At 42.9% G+C, this 17,222-nt stretch carries 19 protein-coding genes; 13 read left to right on the forward strand and 6 right to left on the reverse strand.

What is annotated here, in order from left to right; genetic code table 11:
• Nucleotides 1-32 precede the first annotated feature (32 nt).
• The gene (gene gigC, locus ACE01R_RS01690; protein ID WP_395544527.1) at nt 33-917 is read right to left on the reverse strand and encodes a LysR family transcriptional regulator GigC; all 885 of its coding nucleotides are present in this window, start codon (nt 915-917) and stop codon (nt 33-35) included.
• An 85-nt stretch (nt 918-1,002) separates the two neighbouring features.
• Between gigC and ACE01R_RS01695 the strand changes: the two genes are divergently transcribed.
• Nucleotides 1,003-1,764 (forward strand): ferredoxin--NADP reductase, encoded by a 762-nt coding sequence (locus tag ACE01R_RS01695; RefSeq protein ID WP_395544540.1) that lies wholly within the window; start codon nt 1,003-1,005, stop codon nt 1,762-1,764.
• Between the two features lie 160 nt (nt 1,765-1,924).
• Here ACE01R_RS01695 and ACE01R_RS01700 read toward each other — a convergent pair whose 3' ends face one another.
• A complete protein-coding gene (locus ACE01R_RS01700; protein WP_395544541.1) occupies nt 1,925-2,347 on the reverse strand; it encodes a hypothetical protein in 423 nt (140 codons plus the stop codon).
• Nucleotides 2,348-2,564: 217 nt separating this feature from the next.
• On the opposite strand from ACE01R_RS01700, the gene eat reads away from it, so the two are divergent.
• The 7 genes from eat (at nt 2,565) to ACE01R_RS01735 (ending at nt 9,534) form a co-directional block, all read left to right on the forward strand.
• Complete coding sequence (gene eat / locus ACE01R_RS01705; protein WP_395544543.1) at nt 2,565-4,007, forward strand: ethanolamine permease; 1,443 nt, start codon at nt 2,565-2,567, stop codon at nt 4,005-4,007.
• A gap of 27 nt (nt 4,008-4,034) precedes the next feature.
• Nucleotides 4,035-5,420 (forward strand): ethanolamine ammonia-lyase subunit EutB, encoded by a 1,386-nt coding sequence (locus ACE01R_RS01710; protein WP_395544545.1) that lies wholly within the window; start codon nt 4,035-4,037, stop codon nt 5,418-5,420.
• A 16-nt stretch (nt 5,421-5,436) separates the two neighbouring features.
• The gene (gene eutC / locus ACE01R_RS01715; RefSeq protein WP_395544546.1) at nt 5,437-6,255 is read left to right on the forward strand and encodes an ethanolamine ammonia-lyase subunit EutC; all 819 of its coding nucleotides are present in this window, start codon (nt 5,437-5,439) and stop codon (nt 6,253-6,255) included.
• Nucleotides 6,256-6,495: 240 nt separating this feature from the next.
• Nucleotides 6,496-6,843, forward strand: a complete 348-nt coding sequence (locus ACE01R_RS01720) for a hypothetical protein (protein ID WP_395544547.1) — start codon at nt 6,496-6,498, stop codon at nt 6,841-6,843.
• A 220-nt stretch (nt 6,844-7,063) separates the two neighbouring features.
• On the forward strand, nt 7,064-8,869 hold the full coding sequence (locus ACE01R_RS01725) for a mechanosensitive ion channel (RefSeq protein WP_395544550.1): 1,806 nt from the start codon (nt 7,064-7,066) through the stop codon (nt 8,867-8,869).
• A gap of 214 nt (nt 8,870-9,083) precedes the next feature.
• Nucleotides 9,084-9,242: a hypothetical protein gene (locus ACE01R_RS01730; protein ID WP_395545235.1), complete on the forward strand. Its 159-nt coding sequence runs from the start codon at nt 9,084-9,086 to the stop codon at nt 9,240-9,242.
• 139 nt (nt 9,243-9,381) lie between these two features.
• Nucleotides 9,382-9,534, forward strand: coding sequence for a hypothetical protein (locus tag ACE01R_RS01735; RefSeq protein ID WP_165493294.1), 153 nt, complete (start codon nt 9,382-9,384; stop codon nt 9,532-9,534).
• Nucleotides 9,535-9,549: 15 nt separating this feature from the next.
• Here ACE01R_RS01735 and ACE01R_RS01740 read toward each other — a convergent pair whose 3' ends face one another.
• Together ACE01R_RS01740 and ACE01R_RS01745 are read right to left on the reverse strand one after the other, a co-directional pair.
• On the reverse strand, nt 9,550-10,749 hold the full coding sequence (locus ACE01R_RS01740) for an NAD(P)/FAD-dependent oxidoreductase (RefSeq protein ID WP_395544552.1): 1,200 nt from the start codon (nt 10,747-10,749) through the stop codon (nt 9,550-9,552).
• A 54-nt stretch (nt 10,750-10,803) separates the two neighbouring features.
• The gene (locus tag ACE01R_RS01745; protein ID WP_395544554.1) at nt 10,804-11,685 is read right to left on the reverse strand and encodes a 1-aminocyclopropane-1-carboxylate deaminase/D-cysteine desulfhydrase; all 882 of its coding nucleotides are present in this window, start codon (nt 11,683-11,685) and stop codon (nt 10,804-10,806) included.
• A 271-nt stretch (nt 11,686-11,956) separates the two neighbouring features.
• Here ACE01R_RS01745 and ACE01R_RS01750 point away from each other — a divergent pair, with 271 nt between their 5' ends.
• From ACE01R_RS01750 to ACE01R_RS01770, 5 genes are all read left to right on the forward strand, one after another.
• A complete protein-coding gene (locus ACE01R_RS01750; RefSeq protein ID WP_395544557.1) occupies nt 11,957-12,148 on the forward strand; it encodes an NF038215 family lipoprotein in 192 nt (63 codons plus the stop codon).
• 417 nt (nt 12,149-12,565) lie between these two features.
• A complete protein-coding gene (locus ACE01R_RS01755; RefSeq protein ID WP_395544579.1) occupies nt 12,566-13,189 on the forward strand; it encodes a LysE family translocator in 624 nt (207 codons plus the stop codon).
• Between the two features lie 170 nt (nt 13,190-13,359).
• Nucleotides 13,360-13,491 carry a hypothetical protein gene (locus ACE01R_RS01760; protein ID WP_265733360.1) on the forward strand — a complete coding sequence of 44 codons (132 nt, stop codon included), beginning with the start codon at nt 13,360-13,362 and terminating at the stop codon, nt 13,489-13,491.
• Between the two features lie 117 nt (nt 13,492-13,608).
• Complete coding sequence (locus ACE01R_RS01765) at nt 13,609-14,055, forward strand: ABZJ_00895 family protein (protein ID WP_395545260.1); 447 nt, start codon at nt 13,609-13,611, stop codon at nt 14,053-14,055.
• A gap of 72 nt (nt 14,056-14,127) precedes the next feature.
• A complete protein-coding gene (locus ACE01R_RS01770) occupies nt 14,128-15,036 on the forward strand; it encodes a TIGR01777 family oxidoreductase (protein ID WP_395544583.1) in 909 nt (302 codons plus the stop codon).
• On the opposite strand, the gene thiO is transcribed toward ACE01R_RS01770, so the two are convergent.
• Together thiO and hemB are read right to left on the reverse strand one after the other, a co-directional pair.
• Nucleotides 15,022-16,146, reverse strand: coding sequence for a glycine oxidase ThiO (thiO, locus tag ACE01R_RS01775; RefSeq protein ID WP_395544584.1), 1,125 nt, complete (start codon nt 16,144-16,146; stop codon nt 15,022-15,024). The two genes, ACE01R_RS01770 and thiO, sit on opposite strands and share 15 nt — an antisense overlap.
• 18 nt (nt 16,147-16,164) lie before the next feature.
• Entirely contained in the window at nt 16,165-17,178 is a 1,014-nt protein-coding gene (gene hemB, locus ACE01R_RS01780; RefSeq protein WP_395544585.1) for a porphobilinogen synthase, read from the reverse strand.
• Nucleotides 17,179-17,222: the final 44 nt, after the last annotated feature.

Raw genomic sequence — 17,222 nt, forward strand, 5'->3', positions numbered from 1 at the left:
AGCGCCATTTAGGCGCTTTTTTAAATCGATTTTTATTTTTCACAGAATTTCATAAAGGCTTTTAAACCTGGCCCCTGATATTTTTGACGATGTACTAACATGAATAAAGGACGAGTCAGTTGCCAGAAAGGCGTCTCTAAAATAACCAGCTGACCTTTTTCACGTAAAGGTTCAATCGCGAGTTTAGAAATACAGGACATGCCTAAACCGCCAGCTACAATCTTCAGAATCGCTTCATTATGACCCAGGGTTAAACGGATATTGGCATCTGGCAGGTCTTTTAAAATGGCATTATCAAAAACTTCACGGGTACCAGAACCTTCTTCACGTAAAATCCACTCTACACCTACCGCTTCAAAGTCAGCAGGGGTTAATGGGCGCTCAAGTTGCGCAAGTGGATGCTCTGGTGAACAGCACACAGCGAGTTCATCATCACGCCAGTGTATACACTGCAACTGTGGAAGATGACAAGAACCTTCAATTAAGGCTAAATCCAGCTGGAACTGGTTCACTGCTTCAATCATCTGGCGGGTATTACCCACTTGCAACTGCAAATGCGCTTGAGGCTGAATTTGCAGGAAATCCGCCATCAGGTCCGGCATCAGGTAATCACTAATGGTTAAGGTTGCCCCCAAGCGCAGGTCAATACTTTGTAATTCACCTTTGGCTGCCTGTTCAAAAGCTTCGCAGCGACCTAAAATCTCCAAGGCTTGCGGGAGTAGAAATCGGCCTAAATCATTGAGTTGTAGACGTTTACCAAGGCGGTCAAACAGGGGAGCACCCAAGCCATCTTCCAAATCTGCTAAAGCCATACTTGCAGCACTTTGCGTGAGCTTAACGGCATCGCTGGCTTTGGTTACTGTGCCTTCTTGTGCGACTGCTACAAAAACAGCCAACTGGCGTAAGGTCATGCGCATGAATAGAGCCTTAACATTTAAAAAATATTAATAAATTATGTGGTCATGCTACCATGAGCACAGTCTTTCATGCCACGTTGAAATCATGTCAATTGAAAAATTTAGCTTAGAAAAAGTTTTATCTGTACACCGTTGGACCAATAACTTATTCAGTTTTACCATGACACGACCTGCGCATTTTAAATTTACCGCAGGACAGTTTGCACGTATTGGCCTAAAAGTAGGCGATGAACTGGTGGTTCGGGCTTATTCCGTGGTGTCATCACCCTTTGATGAAACCCTGGAATTCTTTTCAATTGTGGTGCCAGAGGGGGCATTCACATCTAATCTGCAACATTTACAAGTTGGTGATGAACTGTACCTGGAAAAAATCCCTTATGGTTTTTTAACCTTGGCGCGTTATCAACTACCGTTACCGCAGGATTTATGGTTATTGGGCACGGGTACAGGACTAGCGCCATTTTTATCCATGCTACAAGACTTCGAGACTTGGTCGAAATATAAAAAGATCAATCTGGTCTATAGTGTGCGTACTGAAGCAGAATTGGCTTATGTAGAGCGTATTCAGGAAATTGCTGAAACCTTTGGTGAAGGGCATACTGGCTTTAAATTTGTCCCGATTATCACCCGAGACCCCAATGCAGCATTACATGACCGTTTACCGGTATTGATTGAAAATGGTGAACTGGAAAAAGCGGTAGGCTTGCAATTGAATGTTGAAACTAGTCATGTGATGCTTTGTGGTAACCCGCAAATGGTGGAAGATACTAAAGAAGCATTAAAAGCGCGTGGTTTGAAGATGAACCGTCGTGGTGAAGGTAATATTGCGGTAGAAAATTATTGGTAAAATTCTTTAAGTTCCCTCTCCTTTAGGGAGAGGGCTAGGGTGAGGGGTATTTAATTTAAATAATTATATTTACCTCTCCCTGACCCTCTCCTAAAAGGAGAGGGAATACAAGGTACAAAAAATCCTCCATACAGGAGGATTTTTGATTTCAATCTTTTAATTAATGCACAAACATATCAATGAATTCACGAATTTCCTGAATAGCTGTTTCTACATCGCTGGTCAGCCAGGTCGGTTCAAACATTCCGGCATAATATTCCAGACGGTCTTGTGGAACCACCAGACGGATCGGACATTCTTCTTCCAGTAAGCGCCAAGGAATAATCGGCACCTCATTGTCTAAAAACGGTGCGATATTACGAATGTCGATCACCATGGCATTGATGCATTCCGGAAAAGGCATCACAGAAAACTCTTCGGTACGACGACGGAAATATTCCAGGTCACCCCATTTAAGTATGTAACTTGGTTTATTAAATTCAATAATACCAATGAGATGTTCATCACGTGTGTAATGCAGGCAACATTGATGAGTGACATCAGTATCCAAATCAAGTGTTACAGATTGCTGACGATACGCCATAAAGTTAAGCAGCACGAAAAACGAGGTGCGTAATTATAGCTTATTTTGAGGCTTTCAGCACCTTTAGCCAGACTCATCTTTATTTAGGATTAAATATAAAAATATGCTGTATGTGTTTTGCTGCACAGTCACTTAATCCGATTTTTTACCAAATTTTCAAAATTGGTATGGCTTATGCATAAATCTTGCTATTGCAAAAATAGAATAAGAGGTGCGTATGTCCGAAATTAAAACAGCAATAGAAAACGCCCCGATAGTGGGAAATGCGACAGAAGATTATTTTGCTCAACGTCAGTTAAAAAAAGGTGCAGTCGGTTGGCTGCTTTTGGTTGGTCTGGGTGTGGCTTATGTGATATCTGGTGATTTTGCCGGTTGGAATTTCGGGCTGGCACAGGGGGGCTGGGGCGGCATGTTTATTGCCACCATCATTGTGTCATTCATGTACCTGTGCATGTGTTTGGCCATGTCAGAAATGTCGACCATGTTACCCACAGCGGGTGGCGGTTATAGTTTTGCCCGGATTGCTTTTGGTCCCTTGGGCGGTTACTTGACCGGAACCGCGATTCTGATTGAGTATGCCATTGCTCCTGCTGCGATTGCAGTGTTTATTGGTGCCTATTGCGAATCTTTATTTGGCATGGGCGGCTGGATCATTTATCTGGTCTGTTATCTGGTGTTTATGGGCATGCATCTCAAAGGTGCAGGCGAAGCCTTAAAAATCATCTTTATGATTACCGCTGTAGCTGCTGTCGCCTTATTGGTCTTTATTTTCTCTATCGCTCCCCATTTCAACAGTGCAAACCTGTTTAATATTGCGGTAAATACAGAAGCTGCGGGTGCCAGTGCATTTCTGCCTTTGGGATATTTAGGCATTTGGGCCGCTGTCCCTTACGCCATCTGGTTCTTCCTGGCTGTAGAAGGTGTGCCTTTAGCTGCGGAAGAAGCCAAGGAACCACATAAGTCTTTGCCACGGGGCTTGATAGGCTCGATGATCATTCTGGCTGTTTTTGCTTTAAGTATCCTGATTTTGGGTGCAGGTGCAGCCGGTGCAGACAGTTTAAAAAATTCAGGTGCACCTTTGGTCGATGCTTTAAAAGCTGTCTATGGTGAAAATACCTGGCTGGCGGGGTTTGTCAATTTTGTCGGTTTGGCCGGTCTGGTGGCCAGTTTCTTCTCAATTATCTATGCTTATTCACGCCAGGTCTTTGCCTTATCACGTGCAGGCTATTTACCGAAAAAGCTTTCCTTAACAAATAACAACCATGCTCCTCATTTGGCGATCATTATCCCGGGTATTATTGGTTTTATACTGTCTTTAACTGGAGAGGGTGATCTGCTCATTTTAATGGCTGTTTTTGGTGCAACCATTTCTTATGTGCTAATGATGATGGCTTATATCAAACTGAAAATTTCAAAACCGGAAATGCCACGTCCTTATCAGGCTCCGGGCGGAATCATTACTGCATCGATTGCGCTGGTTCTTGCGGCCATTGCAGTGGTCGCCGGCTTTCTAGTGGATCCGAAAGTCTGGTTAATGGCAGCCGCCATTTATGTGGTTTTTATCGTGTATTTCCTGGTGTATAGCCGAAATCAACTGGTGGCAGGAACCCCTGAAGAAGAGTTTGCCAATATTGAAGCAGCCGAACAGGAACTGAAATAATTATTATAAATCAAGGAGCCATGCATCATGTTGTATCAAATCAATGTGGCCAATCATCATTATGTCTTTGCAGATTTGAAAACACTGATGGCCAAGGCAACACCAGAACGATCGGGTGATCAACTGGCAGGTATTGCGGCACACGATGCAACAGAGCGGGTTGCAGCACAGATGTGTCTGGCAGATGTACCGCTCAAGCAGTTTTTGAATGAAACACTGATTAATTACGAACTAGATGAAGTGACCCGTTTAATCATTGATGAACATGATGCTCAGGCTTTTTATCCCATTGCCCATTTTACCGTAGGAGACTTTCGTAACTGGCTACTCAGTGACGATGCCAGCATCGAAAAATTACAGGCTTTACAAGCTGGTCTGACACCTGAAATGGTGGCTGCGGTCAGCAAAATTATGCGCAATCAGGATTTAATTCTGGTGGCAAAAAAATGCAGAATTGTCACTCAATTTCGGAACACCATTGGCTTGGAAGGGCGGCTTTCGACCCGATTGCAACCGAACCATCCAACGGATGATTTACTCGGAATTTCTGCCAGTATTCTGGATGGTTTGATGTATGGCAATGGCGACGCCGTAATAGGCATCAATCCGGCCACGGACAATCTGCAAAATCTTTCAGAGTTACTGAAACTGCTGGATCATATTATTCATGAATATGAGATACCAACTCAGTCCTGTGTCCTGACCCATGTCAGTTCAGGTATAGAACTGGTGAATAAAAATATTCCAGTTGATTTAATGTTCCAGTCGATTGCCGGTTCAGAGGCTGCCAACAGCGCATTTGGGATTGATCTGGCTCTGTTGCAGGAGGGCTATGAAGCTGCTCTCAGCCTGAAAAGAGGTACAGTGGGTCAGAATGTCATGTATTTTGAAACCGGACAGGGCAGTACTTTATCCAGTAATGCCCATCATGGGGTCGATCAGCAAACGCTGGAAGCCCGTGCCTATGCAGTGGCTCGAAAATATCAGCCTTTTTTGGTTAATACGGTGGTCGGTTTTATCGGCCCCGAATATCTGTATAACGGCAAGCAGATTATCCGCGCAGGGCTTGAAGACCATTTTTGTGGCAAATTATTGGGTGTGCCGATGGGCTGTGACATCTGTTATACCAACCATGCCGATGCCGATCAGGATGATATGGATGTGCTGCTCACCTTACTGGCCAACGCCGGCATCAATTTCATCATGGGCATTCCCGGTTCTGATGATGTGATGCTGAATTATCAAACTACTTCTTTCCATGATGCCTTATATATCCGTCAGCTATTGGGCTTGCAACCAGCTCCCGAATTTGCGGCCTGGCTGGAACAGCAAGGTATTTTGAAACAGCAGGCATCACAGCTGCAATGGCCCAGTCAACTGCCTGAAAAGTTTTCCCGCTTAATCATGTCTTGAGCTGAAGGATGGAATCATGAAAATACCATACGATATTCAATTCAAAGCTGAACTGAAAACCAATGCCTGGGAGCAACTGAAACAGCTTACCGATGCCCGAATTGCCTTGGGACGCGTAGGTGGTAGTCAACCCACCAAACCTTCGCTGGAATTTCAATTGGCTCATGCACAGGCCAAAGATGCGGTTTTAAAAATGCTGGATGTTCAGTTACTCACCGAAAAACTGGCACAGCTAGACAGTGAAGTTTTACATATACACAGTTGTGCGGAAGACAAGGACTGCTATTTAAAGCGCCCGGATTTGGGCCGACAACTGTCGGAACACTCCAGAGCATTGTTACAGCAATATCAACAACAACATCCACATGGTTATGATGTGCTGATTGTGGCCGGTGATGGCTTATCGGCCCGTGCCATTGAAGATAATGCCCCCGCATTTATTGCACAATTACAGCAAGCCTGTATCAATGAAGGCTGGTCACTCGCACCGCTACTGATTGCGACAGGTAGCCGTGTAGCTTTGGGCGATGAAGCAGCGCAGATTCTGAAAGCCAAAATGCTGGTCATGCTGATTGGTGAGCGTCCGGGTTTAAGTTCACCTGACAGTATGGGGATTTATTACACCTGGAATGCTTATACAGGCTGTCACGATGCCATGCGTAACTGTATTTCGAATGTCCGTCCAGCCGGACTATCCAGCCAGATTGCCATTCAGCGTTTAACGGCACTGATGAGAAAGTCACGACAGTTGCAGCTGTCAGGTGTGCAACTGAAAGATGAACATGAAATGACGGTTGAATCTCAGGGAACCAGCCATCTGGAACGGCTTTTTTAATGTGATGAGGCTAGGATTTTGAAGATGAATGATCTGAATTTAACAAGGTGAATAGGATGAGCAAAAAAAGTGCAAGGGATGTATTCAGTTAAAAAAATCTTTCAATAACAAATTTTTCCTATACCTTGTTTTAAATAAAAAATTACATGTATTCACCATGTCACTATGCTTTTATACATAACCTCGCTCTCAGTATTGTTAAGATAAAAATACGGAACGAGATAAAAGAGGGGAAAAAGCATGACACATGATTTTAATAAACCGCCTCATGTTACTAGTGAAGAAGAAAGATCTCAGAAAAAACGTTTGCCAGTTTATATTTTAGTTCTTGTGGGTGTGTTCTTCATTGCGGTACTGGTTTACATGTTTGCATATAACAAACCGGAGTCACAAGATGCCCCTCCAGGACATCCTGATCCTACTGTTCAACCTGCAACACCAAATAATAGCGCAACTACCGGTACTGCAACAGCAACGGATGAAGCAATCGCTACAGATGCCGATACGGTAACAGAACCCGGTGAAAACAGTGCAATAGGTGAGGCTGCCGATAATGTCGGTACAGGTACGAGCAACAAAAATCAGTAATAATTTAGGCGTTATTTTAAAGCTCTAATCTGAAGGGATTAGAGCTTTTTTGCAATCTAATGTGCGCTTTTGTTGTATTTATGATGGTTCGTATTGAATAAAAAATAATCGAATTCTAATGTGTTATTAACTTCATACTTTTAGGTTTGGTTAACCCTACATAACCCAGTATTCATCTGTTATAGAAATTCAATAAGTAATAACAAGAGGACATGACAATATGAATGAGTATTTTTCTGGAGGCCCTAGAGGGGGTGAATTTGATGCAATGTATTATTGGAATCAGTTTCATCCTATTCTCGCTGCCATCGCTATTTTAATCATAGGTTGGATTGTTGCACTCATTATTGCTGCAGGAATTAAAAAAGTTTTACAAAAGCTTGGAACAAATCAAAGACTTTCCACTGCGACAGGACATCGCTCAAATATTGAAAGTATTGTTTCGCGTATCGTTTTCTGGATTGTGATGATCATTGCCGTTATAGGCGCATTGAATGTGCTTAATCTCACCAGTGTGAGCGGGCCATTTAGCAATATGATTCAGCAATTCCTGTTATTCATTCCTCAACTTCTAGCGGCTATTGCGGTTGGTTTTATTGGCTGGATTGTGGCGAATCTGGTCAAAATGGGCCTGCAAAAACTGCTGGATCGAACTCAGTTGGATGAAAAGCTAAGTGCTGACGTGGGTGTCAGTCCGATCAGTCAGAACATTAGCGACATTGTTTACTGGCTGATTTTGTTATTATTCTTGCCAATTGTACTGTCCATTTTGGGCTTAACCGGATTGCTTGTTCCAGTACAAAATATGGTGAATGAAGTTGTTTCATTCTTGCCAAATATCTTTATTGCTGCTGTGATTGTCTTTGTCGGTTATATCCTGGCAAAAATTGTACGCGGCATTGTCGAAGGTCTGGTGGGCAGTTTTAATCTGCAACAGCATGCACAAAAAATTGGAATGTTTAAAAATTCCAATCTGCCCCAGGTACTGGGCTCATTTGTCTTTGCGATCATTATTATTACCGCACTGATTATTGCTTTTGAAGCTTTAGGCATTGAAGCAATTTCACAACCTGCCACGGCTATGCTGTATGAAATCATGAATGCGATTCCGCATATTATCGCAGCTGCCCTGATTCTTATTCTGGCTTATGTGGTGTCGCGCTTTGTGGCTAAACTGGTCGTGGACATTGTCTCTGGAACGGGCGTGGATGAAATTCCGGCCAAAATGGATGCGCAACGCTTTTTAGGCAGTACCAAAGTATCTTCGATTATTGGTTACCTGATTGTGTTCTTTACCATGCTGTTTGCGGTATCTGAAGCAGCAAACCGGCTTGGCTTTGAGCAGATCAGTGCACTGATTTCGATGTTTATCCAATTTGGTGCCAATATCTTGCTTGGTGCAGTGATCCTGATGATTGGCTTCTGGCTTGCCAATCTGGTCGCCAAAGTGATTGGCCGAGGTGAATATGTCAGTTCACGCTGGCTTGCCAATCTGGTTCGTATATTGATTATGGGCTTGGTCATTGCCATGGGCTTGCGTGCAATGGGTATTGCTGACTCCATCGTCAATCTGGCCTTCGGTCTAACCTTGGGTGCTGTAGCAGTTGCTTTCGCATTGGCCTTTGGTTTAGGTGGCCGTGATCCGGCACAACGTGTATTGACTGACTTGATTGATAAATGCAAAAAAGAGGCAAAGCAGCCTAATCCACATCAGGAAAGTTCTGACCGAATCAGTTCAGAGCAGGATTCAAATTCAGTCTCCGCCCAGGCTGCGCGTGAATTTACTGAACATGAAAATGCTTTGACTCCTGATTTATCCAATCCAACTCCTGCCTCATTAACCACGGCACCACAAGAGGCACAAAAATCTGATCCAGATCAGAGTGTTCCGGATTCTATCCGCGTTGATCCTGCACACCCGCCAGTAAATAATCCTTTTGGATCCACTGGTGAGAAAGAGTCTGATGTCGATATCAATAGTGACAAAAGTCAAAATAATCCTGGCTCCAGCGAGGATAAAAAATAATCGCTAGAATCAGAAAAATCCACTACATGAGCACAAACGAAGCGCTGCTTTGTTTGTGCATAAGGGATGGGTATGTTTTTTGCTGCTCTATTGTTATGAAGCGGTCAGTAAAATGACTGAATTTTCTATTGCAAGCCTGAGATCCGTTAAAATATGCATTGTCAAAATTATGGACGGATCGTCAACAGACCCTAATCCTGAACAGGAGAGCAAAATGAGTAAAAGAGAACCGAATAAGTTTCTTGCACCAATTGTGATCGCTGGTATAACAGTTGGGTTTCTTATGAGTGCATATAAATTTATATTTGCCAAACTTAAAGTTGAACATCAACAGAAAAGCCCAGAATATCCAGAAAATTTAGATAAAAAATAATCAATAAATGCTCGATTGTTGGCATATATTATGCTAAATATAATTGTAATGTTTAAAGAATATAAAGACTTAGTTTTAATATTCTTGAAATATTCATAATTCTATACTAGGACGTATAAATAATTATTGAGGGGAAATTATGATGTTAGTTAAGAAACTTTTAGGTTTAGTCGGGCAAGCATTTCAACAAGACTGCCAACATACACAAGCAGTTGCAAAGATGGATCAAGCAATTGTGCGTATGCAGCAGAAGCAGAATATTGAAATTTTACGTACGGATTATTTAGAATAATTCAGTTGCAATGGATTAAACATATTGCGATGCGGCATGTGCAGAGGCCCATGCCCATTGAAAATTAAACCCGCCTAAATGACCAGACACATCCAGAACTTCACCTACAAAGTACAAGCCTTTCTGTTTCTTGCTTTCCATGGTCTTGGACGATACTTCCGTGGTATCTACACCGCCTAAGGTCACTTCCGCAGTCCGGTAGCCCTCAGTTCCTGATGGTTTCACTTCAAAATGATGCAGACGCTTGGCAATCTGTTCCAGTTTATCGTCACTCAAATTACCTATCGCCGTATCGGCAAGTTCTGCCCAAATTAGATTTTGCAGTTCCAGCACCACACTTTTTGGCAGATGCTCAGTTAACAAGGTACGTAGCAACACTTTAGGTTGGCTGGATTTTTTGGTTTTGAAGAAATCTAGCAGATCGAGGTAAGGCAGGAAGTTGATATGAAAACTTTGACCGACATTCCAGTAATTAGAAAGCTGTAATGAACTTGGACCACTTAACCCCCGATGGGTAAACAGCAAGGCTTCAGTAAAACTGTTTAAATCATTGGATAGGGTGGCATCGACGGCATTACCGCTTAAACGGGTGGTCACTTCCTTGAACTGGTCGGAAAAAGTAAAGGGCACCAAGCCTGCACGGGTTGCATGGACATGATGGCCAAACTGTTTGGCAATTTCATAACCAATGCCTGAGCCGCCGAGTGTAGGTACAGATAAACCGCCTGTTGCCACAACGACAGATTTAGCCTGGAAATAACCTAAAGTAGTCGCGACTTGAAAACCTTGCTCATCCACAGCTGTTACCGCTTTGACTTCACAACTGGTTTTAATGTCGACCAGGCCAGTTTTGTCACATTCGGCCAGCAGCATGGCCAAAATTTCTTTAGCGCCGTTTAAGGTAAATAACTGACCGTGCTTGCGTTCTTCGTATTCAATACCATGTTCACACACCAGTCCAATAAAGTCCCAGTTGGTATAACGAGTTAAGGCCGAGATCACGAAGTGGGGATTATGTGAAATGTAGTTTTCAGGCTCCACATAGAGGTTGGTAAAATTACATTTACCACCACCAGACATCAGGATTTTTTTACCCACCTTATTGGCTTTTTCCAGCACCAAAACTTTACGGCCGCGCTGTGCCGCCATATATGCCAACATCAGACCTGATGCACCTGCACCTAAAACAATGACATCATACTGATTTGTAGACATGAGCAACCCGTGGGAGATAAAAGCAGGGCATTATAGACAATTTTGCGCTCAATTTCAGGATAGATCTGCATCTGGATGCCGACCTTGCAGACCGCCTGTATGAATTACCAGAATGCGGCTGCCTGCCGGGAAATGGTTTTGGGCAACTAAATCCATCAGTCCGTACATCATCTTCGCAGTATAAACCTGCTCTAAAGGAATGTGGTGCTCGGCTTCAAAGCACTGCATAAACTGTAATAGCTCAGAACTGATCTTGGCATAACCGCCACAGCAATAGGCATCGGTGATTTGCCAGTTTTTCTTTGTCGTCGATTGTTCGATATTCGACTTTAAAAAATCGCCTTTTAAGGCCGAAAAACCCAGCACAGTTTGATGAGCAGCACTGGCTTCAATTAATCCTGTAATTGTTCCGCCTGTTCCAACGGCACAGCAGATCACATCATAATTCTGTCGGTCTTCAGCAGTTAAAATTTCCTTGCAGCCCTGAATGGCAAGAGAATTGGTTCCACCTTCGGGAATGATGTAATGCTCTGGATAGCTTTGTTGTAATTGTTCGAGAAATTCAGAACTGGTTTTTTCACGATATTGCTGGCGGGAGACAAAATGCAGTTGCATGCCAGATTGCTGCGCTGTGGCAAGGGTAGGATTGAGCGCTTTATCTTTGAGTTCTTCACCGCGAATAATGCCTACACTGGCAAAGCCAAACAGATGTGCTGCATAAGCGGTGGCAGCAATATGATTGGAGTAGGCACCGCCAAAAGTCAGGACTTTTTTAAAGCCTTGCTGCTCTGCTTCCAGAAAATTGTATTTCAGTTTAAAAAACTTGTTGCCGGAAATCTGGGGATGAATCTGATCCAAACGTTTCACGGTAACAGTAACTGGAGCATCAAGGCTAAGTTTTTGGTAAGTCACTGACTGTGCAATACGATCAAACATTTCATCATGCTCCATGAATATTCAATCGTATTGTACGAAAAATATGATGATCTATGGCGTGCAGTTTTATCAGGGAAATCTGAGTCAGACTTTAATAGAGGAAATTAGGTAAAACAATTCTCAAAATACTTTTGCCGTTTAGCTCATATTTTTATGGGCTTATTTGTAAATATATCTTAAATAATTGAATTAAAATAATAAAAAAAAGATCGAAAAATACACAATGATGCTAAGCTAGAAAATATAACAATGATGAAAAAGAGGATATGTGATGAAGAAGCTATCCGTAGGTTTATGCGCTTGCTTGTTATTATTGCTGACAGCTTGCGATGCAAAAGATGATTATAACAAGCCAAAAACCGAAGTCCGTACCATGATTATTGGCGGTGTGCCTGTGCATGATCAGGATTATCGGCTTTCACAACTTAACGTACGTGAAATCAAGCCTATGACTCAAGAGTAAACTGCGCTGAGGCTTACCCCAAATTTTAAACCAGCTTCAGCTGCCAGTTGCAGGCCTGAATCTGGAGATTTTTATACAGGAATAGCCTGCTGGTTTTATCTGTCTGTTATTCCAGTCTCACCCTGAAATGGTTGTAATTTAGCTAATTTCACTCGGACTTTCACGATCATTTCACAATGTGAACTCTCTATTACTTGCTGTAAATGTCGATTGCTATATAGCAATGTGGCGTAACTGATTTTATCTATAGATAAATAAATGAGGGATTAAATTTGTTCAACTAGTGATTCAGTAGGTGATGAAGTTGATTCCTAGTGAATTATTCGGTGGAATTGTGAAAAAGAGCTGAAATATAGGGAGATATTCAGCTTTTTAAAATGTAAAATTACCGCGGAATTAATTTCAGTAGGTGGACTTGTGGAATCATTTTGGATTTTGGGCTCAATTGCATTTGCCTTAATGTTAGGTGCAATGAGCCCTGGACCTACTTCGATTTATGTCGCTAAAAATTCAATTGCGATTTCACGTCGGCATGGTTTGTTTACTGCTTTAGGTACAGGTACGGGAGCTGCCATTTTTGGCTTGCTGGCTGTGCTTGGATTACAGGCATTTTTATTGGCGGTGCCATCTGCCTATTTGGCTTTAAAAATCTGTGGTGGTTTATATCTACTGTGGTTAGCTTTTAAAATTATTAAACATGCCAAAGAGCCGATTGAATCTGACTATAATTCACCAGCTCAGATGTCATTACGCCGTGCATTCACCACGGGCTTGATTACTCAGCTTTCCAATCCGAAAATTGCGATTGTACTGGCCAGTATTTTTACTGCCTTATTACCTAAAGAAATCCCGACCTATTATTATTTTGTATTACCGCTACTGTGTTTCTTTATTGATGCAGGCTGGTGCTCACTGGTGGCCGTTGCCTTGTCGGCAGAAAAGCCGCGCCGTGTTTATTTGAAATTTAAAGCAGGTTTTGACCGTGCTGCAGGCGGCATCATGACTTTACTGGGCTTGAAGTTAATCTTTGGGATGAAATAAATTATTGAATTGACGGTTCAATTTTAAATTGCTGCTGGTTTTGTATTTTATGATTGATCGATAGATTTAATTGAGGCCTAAGCTGGTATCTTGCAGATGGCCAGTATGGCTCAGATCGATCAGTAAGATTAAAATAGAGTTTAGAAAATAAAAGACCGACGATTCGAGTGATGATGAAATCGTCGGTCAAAAAATCTGTTGCAAGTTTTAGTTTGGGCTGCTGTTCCGCACTAAAACCTGAAACCAAGTTTATTGCTTTAGAAAAGTTCACCGAAAATATTGTGGATGCCGGTACAAATTAACGGTTTATGAACTTCATACTCTATATAACGCAGCGGTTTACAGATTGGTTGACAATAAAATGAAAAAAAACTCATTTTTTTTTATACTGATCATCTAAAAGTTGTTTATGCAGGTACATTGTGTCATTAACCCGATATTTTTTATGGTTTTTTATCTTTTGTTTTATTTTAACCTGTATCTGCGGTGTATTGGCTGCTTTACTGCCAACCGGCATGGGCGGAATTCTGACTATCGTACCTTATTTAACCGCCATGATTTTAGTGCTGTATAAATTTTTAAAACAACAACGACGTGCACCAACCGCTCAAGAACAAAAAAAAATTACCTTGGGGTTTACCCTGATTTTCTGGGGCTATAACCTGGCCTTTTTATTGCTCGGCATTGTCCTTTTTGCTAAGGGTGATCCCGAAGTTTGGCAGAATTTTCTTTTATATCTCAAGAATCCGCAATTTATGAGTATTGTGCTGATCATGTTCTTGCTCGTTGCCATTCCACTTTATCTTTTGACCTATTGGTTTTATGGCAAACAGGCCCAGCGCATGGCACAAAAAATGTTTGGCTAAACGACACTGATGTAGGCTTGAGTTTTAGACAGTCTTGATCTATAGATAAGAAAAAACAGGTGAGACGCTAAAATGCAAAAAGCATGTGTATTGATTACCGGCGGCAGTGGTTTTATCGGCTCGCATTTGCTGCCTTATTTGCTGGCACGTGATTATGCTGTGGTGGGGCTGACCCGTCAGAAAAATAAACGTTCCAATCATCCTGATCTCAGCTGGATTCAGCATTTAGATGACCTGAAAACCGATCGGATTGATTATGTAATCAATCTGGCGGGGGAAAGCATTGGGCAGGGGCGCTGGACGGCCAAAAGAAAGAAGTTATTGATTAACAGTCGGGTCGAAACCACCCATCAGCTCTATCGCTACTTAGAAAAAAGACAGATTTTTCCAAAACGGATTATCTCTGGCTCTGCGGTTGGCTATTACGGGATCGACTCGACTGAACAATGGTCAACCCCCTGTACTGAACAGTCTGCACCACAAGGCATTTTTATGTCGGAATTGTGCCAGTTATGGGAGCAGGCCGCCCTAAGTTTTACTCAGCAAAAAACCAGAATTATTCGTCTTGGTATTGTGTTTGGAAAAAATGGCGGGATTCTACCGCGTATGTTGCTGCCAATTAAGCTGAATCTGGCGGGACGAATTGGACACGGGCGGCAACCGGTAGTGTGGGTGCATGTGCAAGATGTGCTGCGTGCGATCGAATTTTTAATGCTTAATGAAACAGAAGCACAAATATTTAATGTGGTATCTCCTGAAAGAGGATCACAAGCGCAATTTGCCCAAACAGCTGCCCAGGTTTTAAAACGTAAACCTTTGTTCTCTTTACCGGCTTTTGTTTTGCGATGGATGCTCGGCGAACAGTCACAACTGGTGTTGAATGGTCAATATGTCATATCCAAAGCTCTGCATGAGGCCGGTTTTGAGTTTAGCCATCCGACCTTAAAAAGTGCTTTAGAAGAGATATTAGTGAGCCATTAAACCTGCTTCAGATTTGAGACGCACAGGGCTATAAGCTGCCGGGTTCACCAGAGGAGTTTGATCCAGCATCAGCTGTCTGAGCAATTGTGCAGATGCAGGCCCCATACATAAGCCGTTACGGAAATGTCCAAAGTTGGCCCACAAATTATCGATCTCCGGCATTTTCCCAATATAGGGTACACCGGTTGGCGAACCTGGTCTTAAGCCAGCCCATTGTTTTTCGATCGGAAACTCTGCCAGTTCGGGAACCATCTCGAAACAGGCCGCTAAAATTTTATCTTTGGTTGCTGCGGTTGGGGTGGTGTCAAAACCACAATCTGCCATGCTCGAACCACAGACCACATGACCATCCAGACGTGGAATTAAATACATCACATCATTCATGCACATGGTCGGTAACCAGTTTGCCGGGGTTTTAAACAGCACCATCTGTCCCTGAACCGGATGTACGGGTATTTCTACCTCCAGTTGTTCAGACCACTGCTGCGACCAGGCGCCGGTGGTGATCACAAACTGATCTGCATCATAAGTTTTGCCATTTTTAGCAGTTACAGACTGCACTTGGCCATTTACGATATTGAACTGCTCAATCGAGCAGTGTTCAATAAATTCGACTTGTGGATGTTGTTTTAAATAGGCAACCATAGATTGCAGTAAGCGCGGGTTTCTGACATTGGCAATATGGGGAAAATAAATGGCGTGTTGAAATTTGGCGTCAATAAAAGGATTCAGCTGTTCGATCTGTTCCTGTTGTAAATATTCACATTGCTGCATTGGTTCCTGAAACTGTTCAGCATAATTCAGCCCGCTTTCAAAATCAGCTTCATCAAAAATCAGCATACCGCTTTCATGAATTTCAAAGTCAATGCCTGACACAGGCTTTAACTTTTTGTTCCAGTCTAAATACAATGATTTGCCATATTGCGCCAGCTGATTCACGGCTTGCGGATAGCGCCATGGATACATCGGGGAGAGAATTCCGCCACCCGCCCAGGAGGCAGCTTTTCCTGCCTGCTGCTGATCGAAAATTATCACGGAACATCCCTGTTCCACCAGCTCTAGAGCAGACAGCAGACCGCTAATGCCTGCTCCAATAATGGCAATTTTCATCGCTTAGACCACAAATCCTTATTTCATGTCTTTCAGTTTAAGAGCCGCTTCTTCAGCAAAATAGGTCCAGATGCCATCAGCACCGGCACGGCGGCAACTCATCAGTGATTCAATGATCACGCTGTCAGATAACCAGCCATTTTGAATGGCACCGGCCAGCATCGCGTATTCACCACTGACCTGATACACGAAAGTCGGAACACCAAAAGTATCTTTGACTTCACGGACGATATCCAGATAAGGCATACCCGGTTTGACAATCACCATGTCTGCACCTTCCTGAATATCCAGTGCAATTTCGTGCAGGGCTTCGGCGCGGTTACCGATGTCCATCTGGTAATTGTACTTGTTGCCACCTTTTAGATTCGTAGATGAACCAACTGCATCACGAAAAGGACCGTAAAAACTGGACGCATATTTCGCTGAATAAGCCATGATGTTGGTATAGATATGGCCATTGGCTTCCAAAGCCTGACGAATCGCACCGATACGGCCATCCATCATGTCACTTGGAGCCACGACATCTGCACCGGCTTCGGCATGGCTGAGTGCCTGCTTGATCAGGCATTCAACGGTTTCATCATTCAGTACATAGCCTGTGTCATCAATGATGCCGTCCTGACCATGCGTGGTATACGGGTCTAAGGCACCATCTGTAATCAGCACCATTTCTGGCAATTCTTTTTTCAGTAAACGGACAGTACTCTGAACCAGGCCATCTTCACGCCAGGCGGCTTCAGCGGACAAACTTTTATCTTCTTGTGGAGTAACAGGGAAAAGCGCTAATTTAGAAACACCCAATTCCAGTAAACGTTCTGATTTTTTTAACAGTAGATCGGCAGACAGACGCTGAACATTCGGCATGCTTGGAATATCTTGGGTCTGGTTCTGTCCCGGAAGGATGAATACTGGGTAAATGAGATGATCGGTCGTCAGCTGAGTTTCTCGTACCATGGCACGTAATTTATCATTTTTACGAATTCGGCGCATGCGAGTGGCAGGGAATGCTGGACGATTGAACGTATAAGTCATAACAATCTCAATGATCAGTATTAAACTAGCCGCTATTGTAGACT

The sequence above is a fragment of the Acinetobacter sp. BSP-28 genome (assembly GCF_044130285.1).
GTDB lineage: Bacteria > Pseudomonadota > Gammaproteobacteria > Pseudomonadales > Moraxellaceae > Acinetobacter.

Coding starts and splice junctions, on each gene's coding strand:
- gigC (WP_395544527.1), bottom strand. CDS start 917: ATGCGCATGACCTTACGCCAGTTGGCTGTTTTTGTAGCAGTCGCACAA.
- ACE01R_RS01695 (WP_395544540.1), top strand. CDS start 1,003: ATGTCAATTGAAAAATTTAGCTTAGAAAAAGTTTTATCTGTACACCGT.
- ACE01R_RS01700 (WP_395544541.1), bottom strand. CDS start 2,347: ATGGCGTATCGTCAGCAATCTGTAACACTTGATTTGGATACTGATGTC.
- eat (WP_395544543.1), top strand. CDS start 2,565: ATGTCCGAAATTAAAACAGCAATAGAAAACGCCCCGATAGTGGGAAAT.
- ACE01R_RS01710 (WP_395544545.1), top strand. CDS start 4,035: ATGTTGTATCAAATCAATGTGGCCAATCATCATTATGTCTTTGCAGAT.
- eutC (WP_395544546.1), top strand. CDS start 5,437: ATGAAAATACCATACGATATTCAATTCAAAGCTGAACTGAAAACCAAT.
- ACE01R_RS01720 (WP_395544547.1), top strand. CDS start 6,496: ATGACACATGATTTTAATAAACCGCCTCATGTTACTAGTGAAGAAGAA.
- ACE01R_RS01725 (WP_395544550.1), top strand. CDS start 7,064: ATGAATGAGTATTTTTCTGGAGGCCCTAGAGGGGGTGAATTTGATGCA.
- ACE01R_RS01730 (WP_395545235.1), top strand. CDS start 9,084: ATGAGTAAAAGAGAACCGAATAAGTTTCTTGCACCAATTGTGATCGCT.
- ACE01R_RS01735 (WP_165493294.1), top strand. CDS start 9,382: ATGATGTTAGTTAAGAAACTTTTAGGTTTAGTCGGGCAAGCATTTCAA.
- ACE01R_RS01740 (WP_395544552.1), bottom strand. CDS start 10,749: ATGTCTACAAATCAGTATGATGTCATTGTTTTAGGTGCAGGTGCATCA.
- ACE01R_RS01745 (WP_395544554.1), bottom strand. CDS start 11,685: ATGTTTGATCGTATTGCACAGTCAGTGACTTACCAAAAACTTAGCCTT.
- ACE01R_RS01750 (WP_395544557.1), top strand. CDS start 11,957: ATGAAGAAGCTATCCGTAGGTTTATGCGCTTGCTTGTTATTATTGCTG.
- ACE01R_RS01760 (WP_265733360.1), top strand. CDS start 13,360: ATGATGAAATCGTCGGTCAAAAAATCTGTTGCAAGTTTTAGTTTGGGC.
- ACE01R_RS01770 (WP_395544583.1), top strand. CDS start 14,128: ATGCAAAAAGCATGTGTATTGATTACCGGCGGCAGTGGTTTTATCGGC.
- thiO (WP_395544584.1), bottom strand. CDS start 16,146: ATGAAAATTGCCATTATTGGAGCAGGCATTAGCGGTCTGCTGTCTGCT.
- hemB (WP_395544585.1), bottom strand. CDS start 17,178: ATGACTTATACGTTCAATCGTCCAGCATTCCCTGCCACTCGCATGCGC.